The following is a 15,343-nucleotide window of genomic DNA, read 5'->3' on the forward strand; positions in this document are numbered from 1 at the left end:
AGCGATCGTCCGTTAAGGAGGGGCGCTGCCAGCGATGGCGGCGCCCTTTTTTCATGCCGGGGCGGTAGCGCTCGCCTTGCCCGCGCGCCGACGCTTCCACCAGCCAAGAATCGCTTCGCCTGCCGGTCGCTCCACCACGCGGTTGATCGCGGTCCCCAGCAATAGCGCAACAGCGAACGCGGCGAAAAAGCCGATCCACGGGCTATATCCGGCCCTTGCGATCTCCAGCATGATGACGAAGCCGACATGCTGGTGGATCAGGTAAAAGGAATAGCTGATCCCACCCAGCCAGATCAGCGGCCGCACCGCCAGGAATCGTAGCCACCCCGCGATCAGGCCCGCGAAAATGATGATGAGCAGGCAAGCCACCAGCACGATGTCCCAGCCTTCCAGCAGCACCACCGACAGCAACGCCAGCGCCAGATAGGGCAGTTGGTCGCGCCAGCGCCGCTTGCCCGCCCATATGCGGTAGGACAGCATCCCGATCACGAAGAAGGGCAGATAGCGCAGCACCAGTAGCATGATGACGCGTTCGGGCATGTCGGGCCACGCGACATATAACAGGCGGATGACCAGCCACCCAGCCAGCATCGGCTCCAGCCTTTTCAGGCCCGCAAATCGCCAGATGGCGACCATGCACACATAAAAGGCGATCTCGACCGTCAGCGTCCAATAGGCGCCATCCACTTCGGGAATGAAGGCGAACCCCTGCAACATCGTGAAATTGGCCAGGATCGCCACCGGCCCGATCAGCAACCGCGTCGCATGGGCCAGATATTCGATCGACAACGTGATCAGCATCGCAACCAGATAGGCGGGATATAGGCGCGCGAAGCGATTGACGACGAAATCGGCCACCGACCCGATCCGGTCCAGCGTGAAGAAGATGGAAAAGCCGGAAATCGCAAAGAACAGCAAGACCCGGTAATTACCCCCCAGAAAGCTGAAAGGCACATGGCTCGCCTGCGGGAATATCTCATGAAAGCGCGTCGAATAGTGAAACACCAGCACGCACAGCGCACCAATCCCGCGCAGCGCATCAAGCTCGGTCAAGCGCGTGCGGGGTAAGGAGGATGCGACCATGCAGCGTCGTAGCAATAATATAGCAACGAATCCGTTAACGGCGCGCGGACAAGACGCCCCGCATCCTATGCGCAAAAGTGCAGCAAATGACCGCAAACGGAATCACACTTCCTCCGTTCATTGCGAGCGAAGTCGAGAAACCCGGCACTGCACTATCGACATCCCAAAAAACAAATGGGCCAGCGCAGCCCTCGCTGCACCAGCCCATCCAAACGCATCTTATTTACTCGCCCGCCGTCGGGCGAGCGCCACCTGTTTATGCAGGCTTGCCGTCCAATATGGCAGCAACCGCCGCCGTCACCACGTCCATGTCCGCCATGCCATCGACACGCGATACGATGCCACGGCTTTCGTAGATGGGCAGGATCGGTGCGGTCTTGGCGCGATATTCGGCCATGCGGGTGCGCACGGTTTCCTCATTGTCGTCGGGACGGCGCTTGAACTCATGGCCTTTGCACTTGTCGCACTCGCCTTCGACCTTGGGCAGTTTGAAGCTGTCATGATAGCCCGCGCCGCAAGTGGCGCAGGTGAAGCGCCCGGTGATCCGCTCGACCAGCGCATCTTCGTCCACTTCCAGTTCGATCACATGATCGAGCGTGCGCTTGCGATCGGCAAGGATCGTATCGAGCGAATGGGCCTGTGCTTGCGTACGGGGATAGCCATCGAAGATGACCCCGGTATCGGCGCCCAGCCCGTCCAGCGCTTCGCCGATGATCCCCGACACGACTTCGTCCGGCACCAGCGCGCCCGATTCCATCAGCGCCTTGGCCTTCAAACCCACGGGCGTGCCCGCCTTTACCGCCGCGCGCAGCATGTCGCCGGTCGATAGTTGCACCATGCCGCGATCATCGACCAGACGACCGGCCTGAGTGCCCTTGCCCGCACCCGGCGGCCCCAGCAAAATGATGTTCATCGCGCGCATACTCCCCTGTTGTACGCCTTATAAGTCGCTGCGTTTAGCGCAGCCGGCCCTTCAGTTTCGCCTTCTTGATCAGATCGCCATATTGATGAGCGAGCAGATGGCTCTGGATCTGGGTCACGGTATCGACAGTGACGTTGACGACGATCAACAGGCTGGTGCCACCCAGATAGAAGGGAATGCCCGCCCGTGCGATGGCAAATTCCGGCACCAGACAGATGAACGCCAGATAGGCCGCACCGATCACGGTGATGCGCGTCAGCACATAGTCGAGATAATTTTCGGTGTTCTTGCCCGGACGGATGCCGGGAATGAAGCCGCCATTGCGCTTCAGATTGTCCGCCGTCTCTTCGGGATTGAACACCACGGCGGTGTAGAAGAAGCAGAAGAACACGATCCCTAAGCCGTAAAGGCCCATATAGACCGGACTGCCGTGCGCCAGATACTGGTTGAGCGTCAGGACGAAATCGCCCCATTTGCTTTCACCCGCAACCGTCTGCCCCGCGAACTGCGAAATCGTCAGCGGCATCAGCAGCAGCGAGGACGCAAAGATCGGCGGGATGACGCCAGCGGTGTTGACCTTAAGCGGCAGATGGCTGCGGTCCGCCTGCATCAATCCCTGACGCGTCTGGCGCTTGGGGTATTGGATCAGCACGCGGCGCTGCGCCCGCTCCATATAACAGATCAGCAGGATCAGGCCGAGCGCCATGACGATGACGAACATGATAAGCAGGCCGGAAATCGACCCTTCACGGCCCGACTTGAACAGGTTGCTCAGAGTCACCGGCAACTGGGCGACGATGCCTGCCATGATGATGAGCGACACGCCGTTACCGATCCCGCGCGAAGTGATCTGTTCACCCAGCCACATCAGGAACATGGTGCCGCCGATCAGCGATACGACGGCGGTCATGCGGAACAGCATCCCCGGATCGACCACGGCCTGCACGCCCGACTGCGCGCCGAAGCCTTCCAGACCCACGGAGATGAAATAACCCTGGATCGCGGTCAGGCCGACCGTGCCATAGCGGGTATATTGGTTGAGCTTCTTGCGCCCGCTTTCGCCTTCCTTCTTCACCGCCGCCAGTTGCGGCGACAGGGAGGATGCGAGCTGCACGACGATCGACGCGGTGATATAGGGCATGACGCCCAGCGCGATCAGGCTCATGCGCGACAGGCTGCCACCCGAAAAGGTGTTGAAGATGTCGAGGATGCCACCGTTCGTCTGGCTATACAGCTGCGACAGGGCCGTCGGATCGACGCCGGGCAGCGGCACGAAGCTGAGAAAACGAAACACGATCAGCGCGCCCAGCGTAAACCACAGGCGCTTTTTAAGGTCGGTCGCCTTGCTGAACTTCGCTAGGCTAAGATTGGATGCGAGCTGGTCGGCTCTCGATGCCATGGTGGCTGCCCTTCAAATCACTCTTGCCGGGATCACATGCCCCGGACCGGAATCGCTCATCCCTTAGCGGGACGGGTTCGGCATGTCGAACGGGGAGTTGCCGCCTTTGCGACAAGGCGCGTCCCCCGATATGCATGACCCCGCCAACCCATATCGGGCAGCGGGGCCACGCTTGCAAGTCTTAGGAAGGGCGAATCAGCCCTTCTTCGCAGCCTTCTTGGCAGCCAGGGTCGTGCCCTTCTTCGCCTTGGCCTTTTCAGCGGCCGGGATCACTTCGATCACGTCGACCTTGCCACCGGTCTTTTCGACGGCTTCGATCGCGCTCTTCGACGCACCGGCAACCAGAAAGCTGACCTTTGCGGTCAGTTCGCCCTTGGCCAGCAGACGGACGCCGTCCTTACCGCCACGGGTCAGGTTGGCAGCGTTCAGAGCGGCCTGATCGATGGTCGCATTGGCGTCCAGCTTGCCTTCGTCCAGCGCCTTCTGCACCGCACCCAGGTTCACGATCGCATAATCGCTGCCAAAGATGTTGTTGAAGCCGCGCTTAGGAATCCGCATGTGGAGTGGCATCTGGCCACCCTCGAACCCGTTGATGGCAACGCCCGAGCGCGCCTTGGCGCCCTTTTGACCGCGACCGGCGGTCTTGCCCTTGCCGGAACCGATGCCGCGTCCAACGCGCATCCGGCCCTTGCGGGCGCCATCATTGTCCTTGATCTCGTTCAGTTTGAAAGTCATGTCGTGCACTCGCTTTCGCTTGGTTCGCGCTAATAGGGTGAGCCGCGCGCGTTAGCGGAAGGCTTTCCCATTGTCACCCGCAAAATTGCGACGCTATCTTTACATGGCATGCACTGGCGCGTTGTTTGCCGGGCCTATCTCGGGTAATTTTGCTTTTCTATCAGCAGGATTGCGCATTTGGCCAATATCATAACCGCCCCGCCTCCCGGCAAACATGGCTTTCGCCCCGAGATTGAGGGGCTTCGTGCTCTGGCGGTATTGCCGATCGTTTTTTCCCATGCGGAAATCAAGGGGTTTGGCGGCGGATTCGTCGGTGTCGATATCTTCTTCGTCATTTCCGGCTTCCTGATCACTGGCATCGTCCTGCGCGATATCGCGGACCGGAATTTTTCCTTCGCGGGCTTCTACCGCCGCCGCATCCTGCGTCTGCTGCCCGCGCTGTTCGCCACCCTGATCACCTGCGCCTGCATCGCGTTCATTGCGATGACGCCCAATGAACTTGTTGGCTTTGCCCGATCGCTGATCGCGACCTTGCTGTTCGCGTCCAACTGCTATTTCTACGGCCACACCGGCTATTTTTCGCACAGCGCCGCCAATGCGCCGCTGCTCCACACCTGGTCGCTGGCGGTGGAGGAGCAATTCTACATCTTCTGGCCGATGCTGCTGGCGTTCCTTGCGCCCCTGTCGGCGCGTTACCTGCGCCCCACCATCGCCGCGATCACCATCATCTCCTTCCTGCTGTCCGCATGGATGGTGAACCATGACATGACCGGCGCTTTCTACCTGCTGCCGTTTCGCGCATGGGAATTCGGCGTGGGCGCGCTCATTGCGGGACTGGCGCTGGAACGGCGGTTGCCGCGCATGTTCCGCGAAGTCGCTGGCGCGCTGGCGCTCATCGTCATCCTGGCCTGTGTCTATAAATATAAGCCGACGATCATCTTCCCCGGCCCCGCCGCGCTTCTCCCCTGCCTCGCCACCGTCGCCCTGTTGATCTGCGGTCCCGACAGCCTCGCCGGACGGGCACTCTCCCTCGCGCCAGCCCGCTTCATCGGCCGAATCTCCTATTCGCTCTACCTGTGGCACTGGCCGATCATCGTCTTTTCCAAACTCTGGCTGTTCCTGCCCACCACGCATCCAGTCATAGCCGGGCAGGTCGTGGCGTCGATCGTCGCGGCCACCATCTCCCACCGTCTGTTCGAGGAGCGCGGAAGGCTGGTCATTGCTCCCCTGCCCACACCAAAGCTGCTTGGCCTCACCGCCGCAGGGCTGGCGCTGATGCTCGGCGCCGCCGCAATCGTCATGGGCGCGCAGGGCTTTCCGGGTCGCTATGCCGCCGACAAGGTTCGGCTTGCCCGCGTCCTCGATCGCGATGAAGAGGTCGGCTATCGACGCGGCACCTGCTTCATCGTCAATGCCGACGATCGCTATCACGCCGACACATGCCTGCGTGCCCGCGCCGATCACCGCCCCACCCTGCTGCTGGTCGGTGATAGCCTGGCCGCGCATTACTGGCCGGGCTTCGCGCGCTACGGTTCAAACTATGATGTTTTGCAGGCCAATATGGTCGGCTGTGTGCCGGGCGTTTACGCGGGCGAGATCCGCTTTCCCTGTCAGCGCTTCTTCCGCAAACTGCTGACCCAGTGGGTTCCGGCACATCGGCCCGATGCCGTCCTGCTCGCGGGAAACTGGACCAGCGACATGCTGCCGGTGGTCGAGGAAACACTGATCGACATGGAAAGGCGCAGGCAACCCGTCATCCTGTTGGGACCAGTCCCGCGCTACACCCTCTCGCTGCCACGCCTGCTGTTCTTTTCGACGAACAAGGATCTGGCACAGCGCAACCTCGATCCCGAAATCTTCGCGGTCGATCACGCCATGCGCGACGCCGCTGCGCGTCATGGGGCGCACTATATTTCACTGACGGACATGCTGTGTTCGGCCAACCACGTCTGCCGCACCTTCGCCAGCCCCGGTGTGCCGTTGCAGTTCGACACCGCCCATTTCACCCATGAAGGATCGGCGGCGGTTGTCCAGATGCTGATGCCGCGCATCGATGCAGCCATGCGAAAGGCGCAGATACATCGCAGGACGCCAGACGCAACAAAGCCGCGATAGTGCGGGTCGCACCATCACGGCTTTGTTATTTTACGAGCCGTCGGACGATACCGCCCGACGGACAATCGCTTTAGTCTACAACCTGCACCATGTGCGGCAGCTTCTTGATCGCACCGCGGACTTCCGCCGTGTCTTCAAGTTCCACCACGCGATGCATCTTGCCCAGGCCCAGACCGATCAGAATCTTCTTCTGGTCGGCGGGGCGACGGATCGGAGACCCGATCTGCTTGATCTTGATGGTTGCCATGTCGGTTACTCCGCAATCGCTTCGGCATCGGCCTGCGCGACATCGGCGGAAGCACCACCACGACGCAGAAGGTCAGCGACCTTCTTGCCGCGACGCTGCGCCACCGACTTCGGGCTGGTCTGTTCACCCAGCGCCGCGAAGGTCGCACGGATCATGTTGTAGGGGTTGGACGTGCCGTTCGACTTGGTCACGACGTCTGCAACGCCCAGGCTTTCGAACACGGCGCGCATCGGGCCACCGGCGATGATACCCGTACCGGCCGGGGCCGAACGCACAGTCACCTTGCCGGCACCGAAATGGCCAAGGCCATCATGATGCAGCGTGCGGCCTTCCTTCAGCGGCACGCGAACCATTGCCTTCTTGGCAGCGGCCGTCGCCTTGCTGATGGCTTCAGGCACTTCGCGCGCCTTGCCATGGCCAAAGCCTGCACGGCCCTTGCCATCGCCCACAACGACCAGCGCCGCAAAACCGAAGCGCTTGCCGCCCTTGACGGTCTTGGACACGCGGTTGATGTGAACCAGCTTCTCGATCAGTTCTTCGCCCTGATCTTCGTCACGGTTACCGCCACGACGATCGTCGCGACGGCCACGGCCGCCACGCTCGTTGCGGTTGCGATCGCCGCCACCGCCACGGTTGCCACGACCGCCACGGCCGGGGCCGCGACCTTCGGTCGTCTCGACGGGCGCGCTCTCGACGGGCGTGCCTGTTTCGATGGTGTTTTCGTCAGCCATGATCAGAACTCCAGCCCGGCTTCACGAGCCGCATCGGCCAGCGCCTTGACGCGGCCATGGAAAAGGAAACCACCGCGATCGAACATGACCTTGGTGACGCCGGCCTTGGTCGCGGCTTCTGCCACGCGCTTGCCGACATCGGCAGCCGCCTGAGCGGTTGCGCCAGTCTTGCCCTGCGCCTTGGAACCGACATCCTTGTCCAGGGTCGATGCCGATGCAACGGTTGTACCCGCTGCGTCGTCGATGACCTGGGCATAGATGTGTCGGCCCGAACGGTGGATCGACAGACGCGGACGCGGGTTCTGGCCCGAGCGCGCCTTGAGGGCGGTGCGAACGCGGCGACGACGCCGCGCGAAGAGGGAAAGCTTTGCCATCTTACTTCTTCTTCCCTTCCTTGCGGAAGATGAACTCGCCGGCGTACTTGATGCCCTTGCCCTTATAAGGCTCAGGCTTGCGCCAGCGACGGATCTCGGCAGCAACCTGCCCGACCTGCTGCTTGTCCATACCGCTGATCTCGACCGTGGTGTTATCCGGGGTCTTGATCTCGATCCCTTCGGGGATCGCGAAATCGACGTCATGGCTGTAACCCAGCTGCAACTTCAGGGTCTTGCCCTGCGAGTTGGCGCGGTAGCCGACGCCGGTGATGAGCAGCTTCTTGGAGAAGCCCTCGGTCACGCCGGTGATCAGGTTCTGGATCAGGGTGCGCTGCATGCCCCAGAAAGCGCGTGCGCGCTTACCGTCATTTGCTGGCGCAACAGCGATGCTGCCGTCTTCGAGCGTATAGCTCACTTCGTCGACCATCGGCATGGCGAGGGTGCCCTTGGGACCCTTCACCGAAAGCTGACCGCCTTCGATCGACGCGGTCACGCCCGCAGGGACGCTGACCGGCTTTTTACCAGTGCGGCTCATCAGAACACCTCCGCGAGCACTTCGCCGCCGACGTTCTGGTCGCGCGCTTCCGCGTCGGACAGAACACCCTTAGGCGTCGAAACGATGGTGATGCCAAGGCCGTTGCGCACGATCGGCAGGTCTTTCGACCCCGAATAGACGCGACGGCCAGGCTTGGACACGCGGGCGACATGCTTGATAGCAGGCTGCCCTTCGAAATATTTCAGTTCGATGCGCAGGCCGGGGTGCTGGCCGAGGGCTTCCTCGGAATAACCACGGATATAGCCTTCGCGCTGAAGCACGTCGAGGACGCGGGCGCGCAGCTTGGAAGCGGGGGAAACCACGCTGTCCTTCTTTGCCTGCTGCCCATTACGGATGCGGGTGAGCATATCACCCAGAGGATCGGTCAATGCCATGAGATGATATCCTTACCAGCTCGACTTGGTGACGCCGGGGATCAGGCCTTTATTGGCCAGATCACGCAGCTGAATACGGCAGAGCCGGAATTTGCGGTAATAAGCCCGTGGACGGCCAGTCAACTCGCAGCGGTTACGCACGCGGGTCGGGTTGCCGTTACGGGGAATTTCCGCCATCCGCAGACGCGCCATCAAACGGTCGCCATCATCTGCGCTGGTATCATTCGCGATCGTCTTGAGCTTCGCATAACGGCCGGCATATTTCTTGACCAGCTTCTTGCGACGCTCATTCTTGTTGATCGAACTCAGTTTCGCCATGACTTAAGTTCTCTTCCTTAGCCTAAAGGTGGGGAAGAGAAGCGGGACCTTTTCAGGCCGCCTGCTTCTCTTCTTCCTGCGGGAACGGGAAACCGAACAGGCGCAGCAGCTCGCGCGCCTCGTCGTCCGTCTTCGCGGTGGTGGTCACGATGATGTCCATGCCGCGCACCTTGTCGACGCGGTCATAGCTGATCTCCGGGAAGATGATCTGCTCCTTGATACCAAAGGCATAGTTGCCACGGCCATCAAAGCTCTTGGGGTTCAGACCACGGAAATCGCGCACGCGGGGCAGCGCGATGTTGATCATACGGTCCAGGAATTCATACATGCGCTCACGGCGCATGGTGACCTTGACACCGATCGGCATGCCTTCGCGCAGCTTGAACTGTGCGATCGACTTCTTCGCCTTGGTGATAACCGGCTTCTGGCCAGCGATCAGTTCCATTTCCTCGGCGGCCGATGTGACCTTCTTCTTGTCCTGGGTCGCTTCGCCCACGCCCATGTTGAGCACGATCTTTTCGATCCGGGGAATTTCCATGACGTTCTTGTAACCGAACTTCTCGGTCATCGCCTTGACGATTTCAGCGTCATAAAGCGCCTTGGAACGCGGGATATATTTTTCGTCGGCCATTACAGCACCTCACCGGACTTGACGGCGACGCGAACTTTCTTGCCGTCGCGATCCTCGAAACGAACGCGCGTAGCCTTGCCGTCACTGCCGGCGACTGCCACGTTCGAAATGTGAAGCGGCGCGGGCTTGCGCTCGAGTCCGCCCTGCGGATTGGCCTGGTCGGGCTTACGATGCTTCACATGCACGTTGATGCCCTCGACAAGAACCTTGTCGGCCTTGGGCATCACTTGCAGCACGGAGCCGGTACGACCTTTGTCCTTGCCAGCCAGGATGACGACCTTGTCGCCCTTCTTGATCTTCGCAGCGCTCATTACAGCACCTCAGGAGCTAGGCTGATGATCTTCATGTGCTGCTTAGCGCGCAGCTCACGAACGACGGGGCCAAAGATACGCGTACCGATTGGCTCCTGATTCTTGTTGATCAGGACTGCGGCGTTACCGTCGAAACGGATGACGCTGCCGTCGGCGCGACGAATGTCTTTCGCCGTGCGCACGATGACGGCACGATGCACGTCACCCTTCTTGACCTTGCCGCGCGGTGCAGCTTCCTTGACGGACACGACAATGATGTCGCCCACGCCGGCGAAGCGCCGCTTCGACCCGCCCAGCACCTTGATGCACTGGACTCGCTTGGCGCCGCTGTTGTCCGCGACATCAAGATTGGATTGCATCTGGATCATGGATCCGGTTCCTTCTTATTTGGCCTACCGGGAAAATTCCCGGCGGTTCCGAATTTCGTGCCTGGACCCTATCAAGTCTTACGCGAAGCGCGGGCCTGTAACCCTTTCCAATCGAAAAGGCCAGCCCCGCGTCGCATTTAGACTCTCAAAAGTCGGTGAGCGTCCCTCAGGCTGCCGTTTCCGGCGACTTGTGAGTGTCCAACCGCTCGATGACCTTCCAGGTCTTGAGCTTGGAAATCGGGGCGGTCTCCTCGATGCGGACCGTCTCGCCTTCCTTGTAGACATTGCCCTCGTCGTGGGCATGATATTTTTTCGAACGACGAATGATCTTGCCGTAAAGCGCGTGCTTAACCTTGCGCTCTACACGAACCACCACCGTCTTGTCGGTCTTGTCGGAAACCACTGTTCCCGTCAGCACGCGCTTGGGCATCGTGTGTTTCCTTTACTTCGCGGCCGAGCGGTTACGCTCGGTCTGCAGGGTCTTGATCTGCGCGATCGACCGGCGGACTTCCTTGACGCGGCTGGGCTTTTCCAGCTGGTTGGTGGCCGCCTGGAAACGCAGATTGAACTGCTCGCGCTTCAGGTTGTTCAGTTCGGTCGACAGTTCGTCGTCCGTCTTGGTCTTCATATCAGCAACGTTCGCCATCGCTTACGCTCCCAGATGCGAGGTGTCGCCGAGGCGGGCGACAACCTTCGTCTTGATCGGCAGCTTCATCGCGGCGCGCGAGAAGGCCTCTGCTGCAAGCGGGCCTGGAACCCCGTCCAGCTCGAACAGGATACGGCCGGGGGCGACGCGGGCCGCCCAATATTCGACCGAACCCTTGCCCTTGCCCTGACGGACTTCGGCAGGCTTCTTGGTGACCGGCACATCGGGGAAGATGCGGATCCACAACCGGCCCTGACGGCGGATGTGGCGGGTGATCGCACGACGGGCCGCTTCGATCTGGCGCGCGGTGATCCGCTCAGGCTCCATGGCTTTCAGACCATAGGAACCGAAGTTCAGCGCAGTGCCGCCCTTCGCATCGCCCTTGATCCGACCCTTGAAGGTCTTGCGGAACTTCATTTTCTTCGGTTGCAGCATGACGCTATTACCTTCTTATTCTCAGCGCGCCGGACGCACGCCGGAGGTCTGAGCCTCCAGCATGAGACGGTCGGTGGCGAACGGATCATGGCCGAGAATCTCGCCCTTGAAGATCCAGACCTTGATGCCGCAAACGCCATAGGCGGTGTGCGCCGTGGCTTCGGCATAGTCGACGTTCGCACGCAGCGTGTGCAACGGCACGCGACCTTCGCGATACCATTCGACGCGCGCGATCTCCGCGCCGCCCAGACGGCCGCCGCAGGTGATCTTGATGCCTTCGGCACCCAGACGCAGCGCGGACTGAACCGCACGCTTCATGGCGCGACGAAACGCAACGCGGCGTTCCAGCTGATCGGCAATGCCCTGGGCGACCAGACGGCTATCGACTTCCGGCTTGCGGATTTCGACGATGTTCAGCGACACGTCCGACGTCGTCAGCGCACCCAGCTTGCGGCGCAGCTTTTCAATGTCCGCGCCCTTCTTGCCGATGATGACGCCTGGACGGGCGGCATAGATCGACACGCGGCACAGCTTGGCCGGACGCTCGATCACGACCTTGGAGATCGCGGCCTGCGGCATGGTCTTGAAAATGAACTGGCGGATCTTGAGATCTTCCAGCAGCAGCCGACCATAGTCGGCGCCTTCGGCATACCAGCGGCTGTCCCAGGTACGGTTGATCTGGAGACGCAGACCGATCGGATTGCTCTTGTGACCCATGGCTTATGCCTCCGCTTCTTCGCCAGCTTCACGCACGACGATGCGCACGCGGCTGTAGGGCTTGAGAATACGGGTCGACTTGCCGCGACCGCGTGCATGGAAACGCTTCAGCGTAAACGCCTTGCCGACCGATGCTTCCGCGACGACCAGCGAGTCGACGTCCAGATTGTGGTTGTTTTCCGCGTTGGCGATGGCGGACGCCAACACCTTGCGCACGTCGACAGCCATCGCCTTGGTCGAGAAGGAAAGGATGTTCAACGCATCCTCAACCTTGCGACCACGGATCAGCGTCGCGACCAGGTTCAGCTTCTGGGCCGAACCACGGATCTGCGCGCCGACGGCCAGCGCCTCATTGTCGGCGACGCGACGGGGAGCTTTTTCCTTGCTCATCAGCGCTTGCCCTTCTTGTCGGCAGCGTGGCCGGGGAAGAAGCGGGTCGGGGCGAATTCGCCCAGCTTGTGACCCACCATATCCTCGTTCACGGAAACCGGAACATGCTTGCGGCCATTATAGACGTTAAACGTCAGGCCAACGAACTGGGGCAGGATGGTGGAGCGACGCGACCAGGTCTTGATCGGGGCGCGGCCACCGGCGTCCTGCGCCGTTTCTGCCTTCTTCAGAAGGCTGAGGTCCACGAACGGACCTTTCCAGACGGAACGAGCCATCGCGGATTACCTCTTCTTCTTGGCGTGACGCGACCGGATGATCATCTTGTCGGTCGACTTGTTATGACGGGTACGAGCACCCTTGGTCGGCTTGCCCCATGGCGTAACCGGATGACGACCGCCCGATGTGCGGCCTTCACCACCACCATGAGGGTGATCGACCGGGTTCTTGGCAACGCCGCGCGTCAGAGGGCGAATGCCGTTCCAACGGTTGCGACCTGCCTTGGCAAGGTTGGTGTTGCCATTGTCCGGGTTGCTGACGGCACCGATGGTGCCCATGCAGTCCGAACGGATGTAGCGCTGTTCGCCCGAAGACAAACGCACCATTACCATGCCGCGATCACGACCAACCAGCTGTGCATAGGTGCCTGCCGAACGGCAGAGCTGTGCGCCCTTGCCCGGCTTCATCTCGATGTTGTGGATGATCGTGCCGACCGGCATCTGGCCCAGTTCCATCGCGTTGCCCGGCTTTACGTCGGTCTTCTTGCTCGCGATGACCTTGTCACCGGGGGCCAGACGCTGCGGCGCGATGATGTAGGACTGCGTGCCATCGGGATAGTTGACCAGCGCGATGAACGCGGTGCGGTTGGGGTCATATTCCAGACGCTCGACCGTACCTTCGACATCCCACAAGCGACGCTTGAAGTCGATGATACGATAACGCTGCTTATGACCGCCACCGATACCGCGCGAGGTCACATGACCCTTGTTGTTGCGGCCACCGGTCTTGCGCTTGCCTTCGGTCAGCGCCTTGACGGGCTTGCCCTTGTGCAGGCTGGACTTGTCGACCAGAATCAGGCCGCGCTGGGCCGGGCTGGTCGGGTTATAATGCTTTAGCGCCATTGTTAGCGCACTCCCTCGGTGATGTCGATCGACTGGCCTTCAGCCAGGCGGACGATCGCCTTCTTGACGTCGGAGCGGGTGTAGGGCTTGCCCTTCCACTTCTTGGTCTTGCCCTTGGTCACGAGCGTGTTCACGCTACGGACGTTGACACCCCAGATCGCTTCGACAGCGGCCTTGATCTCAGGCTTGGTGGCAGTGCCAGCAACCTTGAAAACCACGGCGTTGTTTTCGCTCAAAAGCGTCGACTTCTCGGTGATGTGCGGCGCGACGACGACGTCATAATGACGGTTGTCGACGGTTCCGCTCTGCTTTTTAGCCATTGAAACGGGCCTCCAGCTTTTCGACCGCAGCGCGGGTCAGCACCAGCGATTCGGCTCTCAGGATGTCGTAGACGTTGGCGCCAACGGCAGGGAGCAGGTCCACACCGATGATGTTGGCCGACGCCTTGGCGAAGCTGACATTGACCGCATCGCCGTCGATGAACAGCACCTTGGTGAGGTTCAGCTTGGCAAGGTTGGCGACCAGCGCCTTGGTCTTGCCTTCGGCAACGTCCAGGCTGTCGATGATGAACAGCGAACCGTCCTTCACCTTGGACGACAGCGCCATCTTCAGGCCCAGCGCGCGAACCTTCTTGTTCAGCGAAGGGTTGAAGTCGCGGACGCGGGCGCCGTGCGCCTTACCACCGCCGATGAAGATCGGCGCGCGGCGATCGCCGTGACGTGCCGTACCGCCGCCCTTCTGGCGACCGAACTTCTTGCCGGTGCGGGCCACATCGCTACGCTCGCGTGTGCCACGGGCGGTGCCGCGACGCTTCTCAAGCTGCCAGGTGACGACGCGATGCAGGATGTCGGCGCGAGGCTCGATGCCGAAAACGGCTTCGTTGAGCTCCAGATCGCCAGCTTCCGCCGCGTCGAGGGTCTGTACCTTGACCTTCATGGTTTAGCCCTCCTGGCCTGGCGTACCGTTGGCGTCGTCGCCATCGGTCGGGGTTGCGTTCTGCGGGTCGTTGACACCCTCTTCGTTCGCCTGAGCGTCCGAAGCGGCGACACCGGCCTTGACTTCATCGTCACCGGGCAGCGGCGCAATAGGATGCGCTGCAGCTTCCGGGACCAGACCTGGGGTCGTGTCATCCTCTTCATGGACGACGCCCTTGGCGAGCAGGCTGGCAGGATATGGAACGTCAGCCGGACGAGGCACCTTGACGGCATCCTTGACGGTCAGCCACGTTCCCTTCGCGCCGGGCACGCTGCCCTTCACGAAGATCAGGCCACGCTCCACATCGGTGCGCACGATTTCCAGATTCTGCTGCGTGCGCTCACGATCACCCATGTGACCGGCCATCTTCTTGTTCTTGAAGACGCGGCCCGGATCCTGGCGGTTGCCCGTCGAACCATGGGCACGATGGCTGATCGACACACCGTGGGTAGCGCGCATACCGCCGAAGCCCCAACGCTTCATGGCGCCTGCAAAACCCTTACCCTGGGTATGACCTGCAACATCGACCAGCTGACCGGCGATGAAATGGTCGGCAGCGATCTCTACGCCGACATCGAGGAGAGCATCCTCGGCGACGCGGAATTCGACCAATCGCGCCTTAGGCTCTACCTGAGCCTTGGCAAAATGGCCGCGCTGCGGCTTGGCTACATTCTTAACTTTCGCAATGCCGGCACCCAGCTGCACGGCTACATAGCCGTCGCTGTCCACATCCTTCCGAGCCACGACCTGGTTGCCTTCAAGGGCCAGAACCGTAACTGGAACATGGCGCCCGTCCTCTTGGAACAGGCGGGTCATCCCGACTTTCTTCGCGATCACGCCAGTGCGCATGATCCATACTCCCAATAGAGGCCCGCCACATGAGCGGGCGTATCCAACG

At 61.2% G+C, this 15,343-nt stretch carries 24 protein-coding genes; 1 reads left to right on the forward strand and 23 read right to left on the reverse strand.

Going from position 1 to position 15,343, the window contains the following annotated elements:
• Positions 1–51: 51 nt before the first annotated feature.
• The 4 genes from WA070_RS12375 to rplO form a co-directional block, all read right to left on the reverse strand.
• A complete protein-coding gene (locus WA070_RS12375) occupies positions 52–1,083 on the reverse strand; it encodes an acyltransferase family protein (protein ID WP_422634221.1) in 1,032 nt (343 codons plus the stop codon).
• Positions 1,084–1,339: 256 nt separating this feature from the next.
• Positions 1,340–1,996, reverse strand: a complete 657-nt coding sequence (locus WA070_RS12380; RefSeq protein WP_422634222.1) for an adenylate kinase — start codon at positions 1,994–1,996, stop codon at positions 1,340–1,342.
• 43 nt (positions 1,997–2,039) lie between these two features.
• Complete coding sequence (secY, locus tag WA070_RS12385) at positions 2,040–3,404, reverse strand: preprotein translocase subunit SecY (RefSeq protein WP_422634223.1); 1,365 nt, start codon at positions 3,402–3,404, stop codon at positions 2,040–2,042.
• A 195-nt stretch (positions 3,405–3,599) separates the two neighbouring features.
• Complete coding sequence (gene rplO, locus WA070_RS12390; protein ID WP_422634224.1) at positions 3,600–4,139, reverse strand: 50S ribosomal protein L15; 540 nt, start codon at positions 4,137–4,139, stop codon at positions 3,600–3,602.
• Between the two features lie 177 nt (positions 4,140–4,316).
• Here rplO and WA070_RS12395 point away from each other — a divergent pair, with 177 nt between their 5' ends.
• On the forward strand, positions 4,317–6,254 hold the full coding sequence (locus WA070_RS12395; protein ID WP_422634225.1) for an acyltransferase family protein: 1,938 nt from the start codon (positions 4,317–4,319) through the stop codon (positions 6,252–6,254).
• Positions 6,255–6,324: 70 nt separating this feature from the next.
• Here WA070_RS12395 and rpmD read toward each other — a convergent pair whose 3' ends face one another.
• The 19 genes from rpmD to rplC form a co-directional block, all read right to left on the reverse strand.
• The gene (rpmD, locus tag WA070_RS12400) at positions 6,325–6,501 is read right to left on the reverse strand and encodes a 50S ribosomal protein L30 (protein WP_422634226.1); all 177 of its coding nucleotides are present in this window, start codon (positions 6,499–6,501) and stop codon (positions 6,325–6,327) included.
• A gap of 5 nt (positions 6,502–6,506) precedes the next feature.
• Positions 6,507–7,232: a 30S ribosomal protein S5 gene (gene rpsE / locus WA070_RS12405; RefSeq protein WP_422634227.1), complete on the reverse strand. Its 726-nt coding sequence runs from the start codon at positions 7,230–7,232 to the stop codon at positions 6,507–6,509.
• A 2-nt stretch (positions 7,233–7,234) separates the two neighbouring features.
• Positions 7,235–7,606 carry a 50S ribosomal protein L18 gene (rplR, locus tag WA070_RS12410; RefSeq protein ID WP_422634228.1) on the reverse strand — a complete coding sequence of 124 codons (372 nt, stop codon included), beginning with the start codon at positions 7,604–7,606 and terminating at the stop codon, positions 7,235–7,237.
• A 1-nt stretch (position 7,607) separates the two neighbouring features.
• Positions 7,608–8,141, reverse strand: a complete 534-nt coding sequence (rplF, locus tag WA070_RS12415) for a 50S ribosomal protein L6 (RefSeq protein WP_422634229.1) — start codon at positions 8,139–8,141, stop codon at positions 7,608–7,610.
• Entirely contained in the window at positions 8,141–8,536 is a 396-nt protein-coding gene (gene rpsH, locus WA070_RS12420) for a 30S ribosomal protein S8 (protein ID WP_422634230.1), read from the reverse strand. The genes rplF and rpsH overlap by 1 nt, the downstream gene beginning before the upstream one ends.
• 12 nt (positions 8,537–8,548) lie before the next feature.
• The gene (rpsN, locus tag WA070_RS12425) at positions 8,549–8,854 is read right to left on the reverse strand and encodes a 30S ribosomal protein S14 (RefSeq protein WP_422634231.1); all 306 of its coding nucleotides are present in this window, start codon (positions 8,852–8,854) and stop codon (positions 8,549–8,551) included.
• A 52-nt stretch (positions 8,855–8,906) separates the two neighbouring features.
• Positions 8,907–9,485, reverse strand: a complete 579-nt coding sequence (gene rplE, locus WA070_RS12430; protein WP_422634232.1) for a 50S ribosomal protein L5 — start codon at positions 9,483–9,485, stop codon at positions 8,907–8,909.
• Entirely contained in the window at positions 9,485–9,796 is a 312-nt protein-coding gene (gene rplX, locus WA070_RS12435; RefSeq protein WP_422634233.1) for a 50S ribosomal protein L24, read from the reverse strand. Before rplX ends, rplE begins: the two co-directional genes overlap by 1 nt.
• A complete protein-coding gene (rplN, locus tag WA070_RS12440; RefSeq protein WP_188063220.1) occupies positions 9,796–10,164 on the reverse strand; it encodes a 50S ribosomal protein L14 in 369 nt (122 codons plus the stop codon). Before rplN ends, rplX begins: the two co-directional genes overlap by 1 nt.
• 166 nt (positions 10,165–10,330) lie before the next feature.
• On the reverse strand, positions 10,331–10,594 hold the full coding sequence (gene rpsQ, locus WA070_RS12445; protein ID WP_422634234.1) for a 30S ribosomal protein S17: 264 nt from the start codon (positions 10,592–10,594) through the stop codon (positions 10,331–10,333).
• A gap of 12 nt (positions 10,595–10,606) precedes the next feature.
• Positions 10,607–10,810: a 50S ribosomal protein L29 gene (gene rpmC, locus WA070_RS12450; protein WP_422634235.1), complete on the reverse strand. Its 204-nt coding sequence runs from the start codon at positions 10,808–10,810 to the stop codon at positions 10,607–10,609.
• Positions 10,811–10,813: 3 nt separating this feature from the next.
• On the reverse strand, positions 10,814–11,245 hold the full coding sequence (gene rplP / locus WA070_RS12455; RefSeq protein WP_422634236.1) for a 50S ribosomal protein L16: 432 nt from the start codon (positions 11,243–11,245) through the stop codon (positions 10,814–10,816).
• A gap of 21 nt (positions 11,246–11,266) precedes the next feature.
• Positions 11,267–11,962 (reverse strand): 30S ribosomal protein S3, encoded by a 696-nt coding sequence (gene rpsC, locus WA070_RS12460; RefSeq protein WP_422634237.1) that lies wholly within the window; start codon positions 11,960–11,962, stop codon positions 11,267–11,269.
• 3 nt (positions 11,963–11,965) lie between these two features.
• A complete protein-coding gene (rplV, locus tag WA070_RS12465; RefSeq protein WP_422634238.1) occupies positions 11,966–12,352 on the reverse strand; it encodes a 50S ribosomal protein L22 in 387 nt (128 codons plus the stop codon).
• On the reverse strand, positions 12,352–12,627 hold the full coding sequence (gene rpsS, locus WA070_RS12470) for a 30S ribosomal protein S19 (protein WP_007707899.1): 276 nt from the start codon (positions 12,625–12,627) through the stop codon (positions 12,352–12,354). Before rpsS ends, rplV begins: the two co-directional genes overlap by 1 nt.
• 6 nt (positions 12,628–12,633) lie before the next feature.
• Positions 12,634–13,470, reverse strand: coding sequence for a 50S ribosomal protein L2 (gene rplB, locus WA070_RS12475; protein WP_422634239.1), 837 nt, complete (start codon positions 13,468–13,470; stop codon positions 12,634–12,636).
• Between the two features lie 2 nt (positions 13,471–13,472).
• On the reverse strand, positions 13,473–13,790 hold the full coding sequence (locus WA070_RS12480) for a 50S ribosomal protein L23 (protein WP_422634240.1): 318 nt from the start codon (positions 13,788–13,790) through the stop codon (positions 13,473–13,475).
• Positions 13,783–14,406, reverse strand: coding sequence for a 50S ribosomal protein L4 (gene rplD, locus WA070_RS12485; protein ID WP_422634241.1), 624 nt, complete (start codon positions 14,404–14,406; stop codon positions 13,783–13,785). The genes WA070_RS12480 and rplD overlap by 8 nt, the downstream gene beginning before the upstream one ends.
• 3 nt (positions 14,407–14,409) lie before the next feature.
• Positions 14,410–15,294 (reverse strand): 50S ribosomal protein L3, encoded by an 885-nt coding sequence (gene rplC, locus WA070_RS12490; protein WP_422634242.1) that lies wholly within the window; start codon positions 15,292–15,294, stop codon positions 14,410–14,412.
• Positions 15,295–15,343 lie beyond the last annotated feature (49 nt).

It is taken from the genome of Sphingobium sp., assembly GCF_049304695.1.
Taxonomy (GTDB): domain Bacteria; phylum Pseudomonadota; class Alphaproteobacteria; order Sphingomonadales; family Sphingomonadaceae; genus Sphingobium.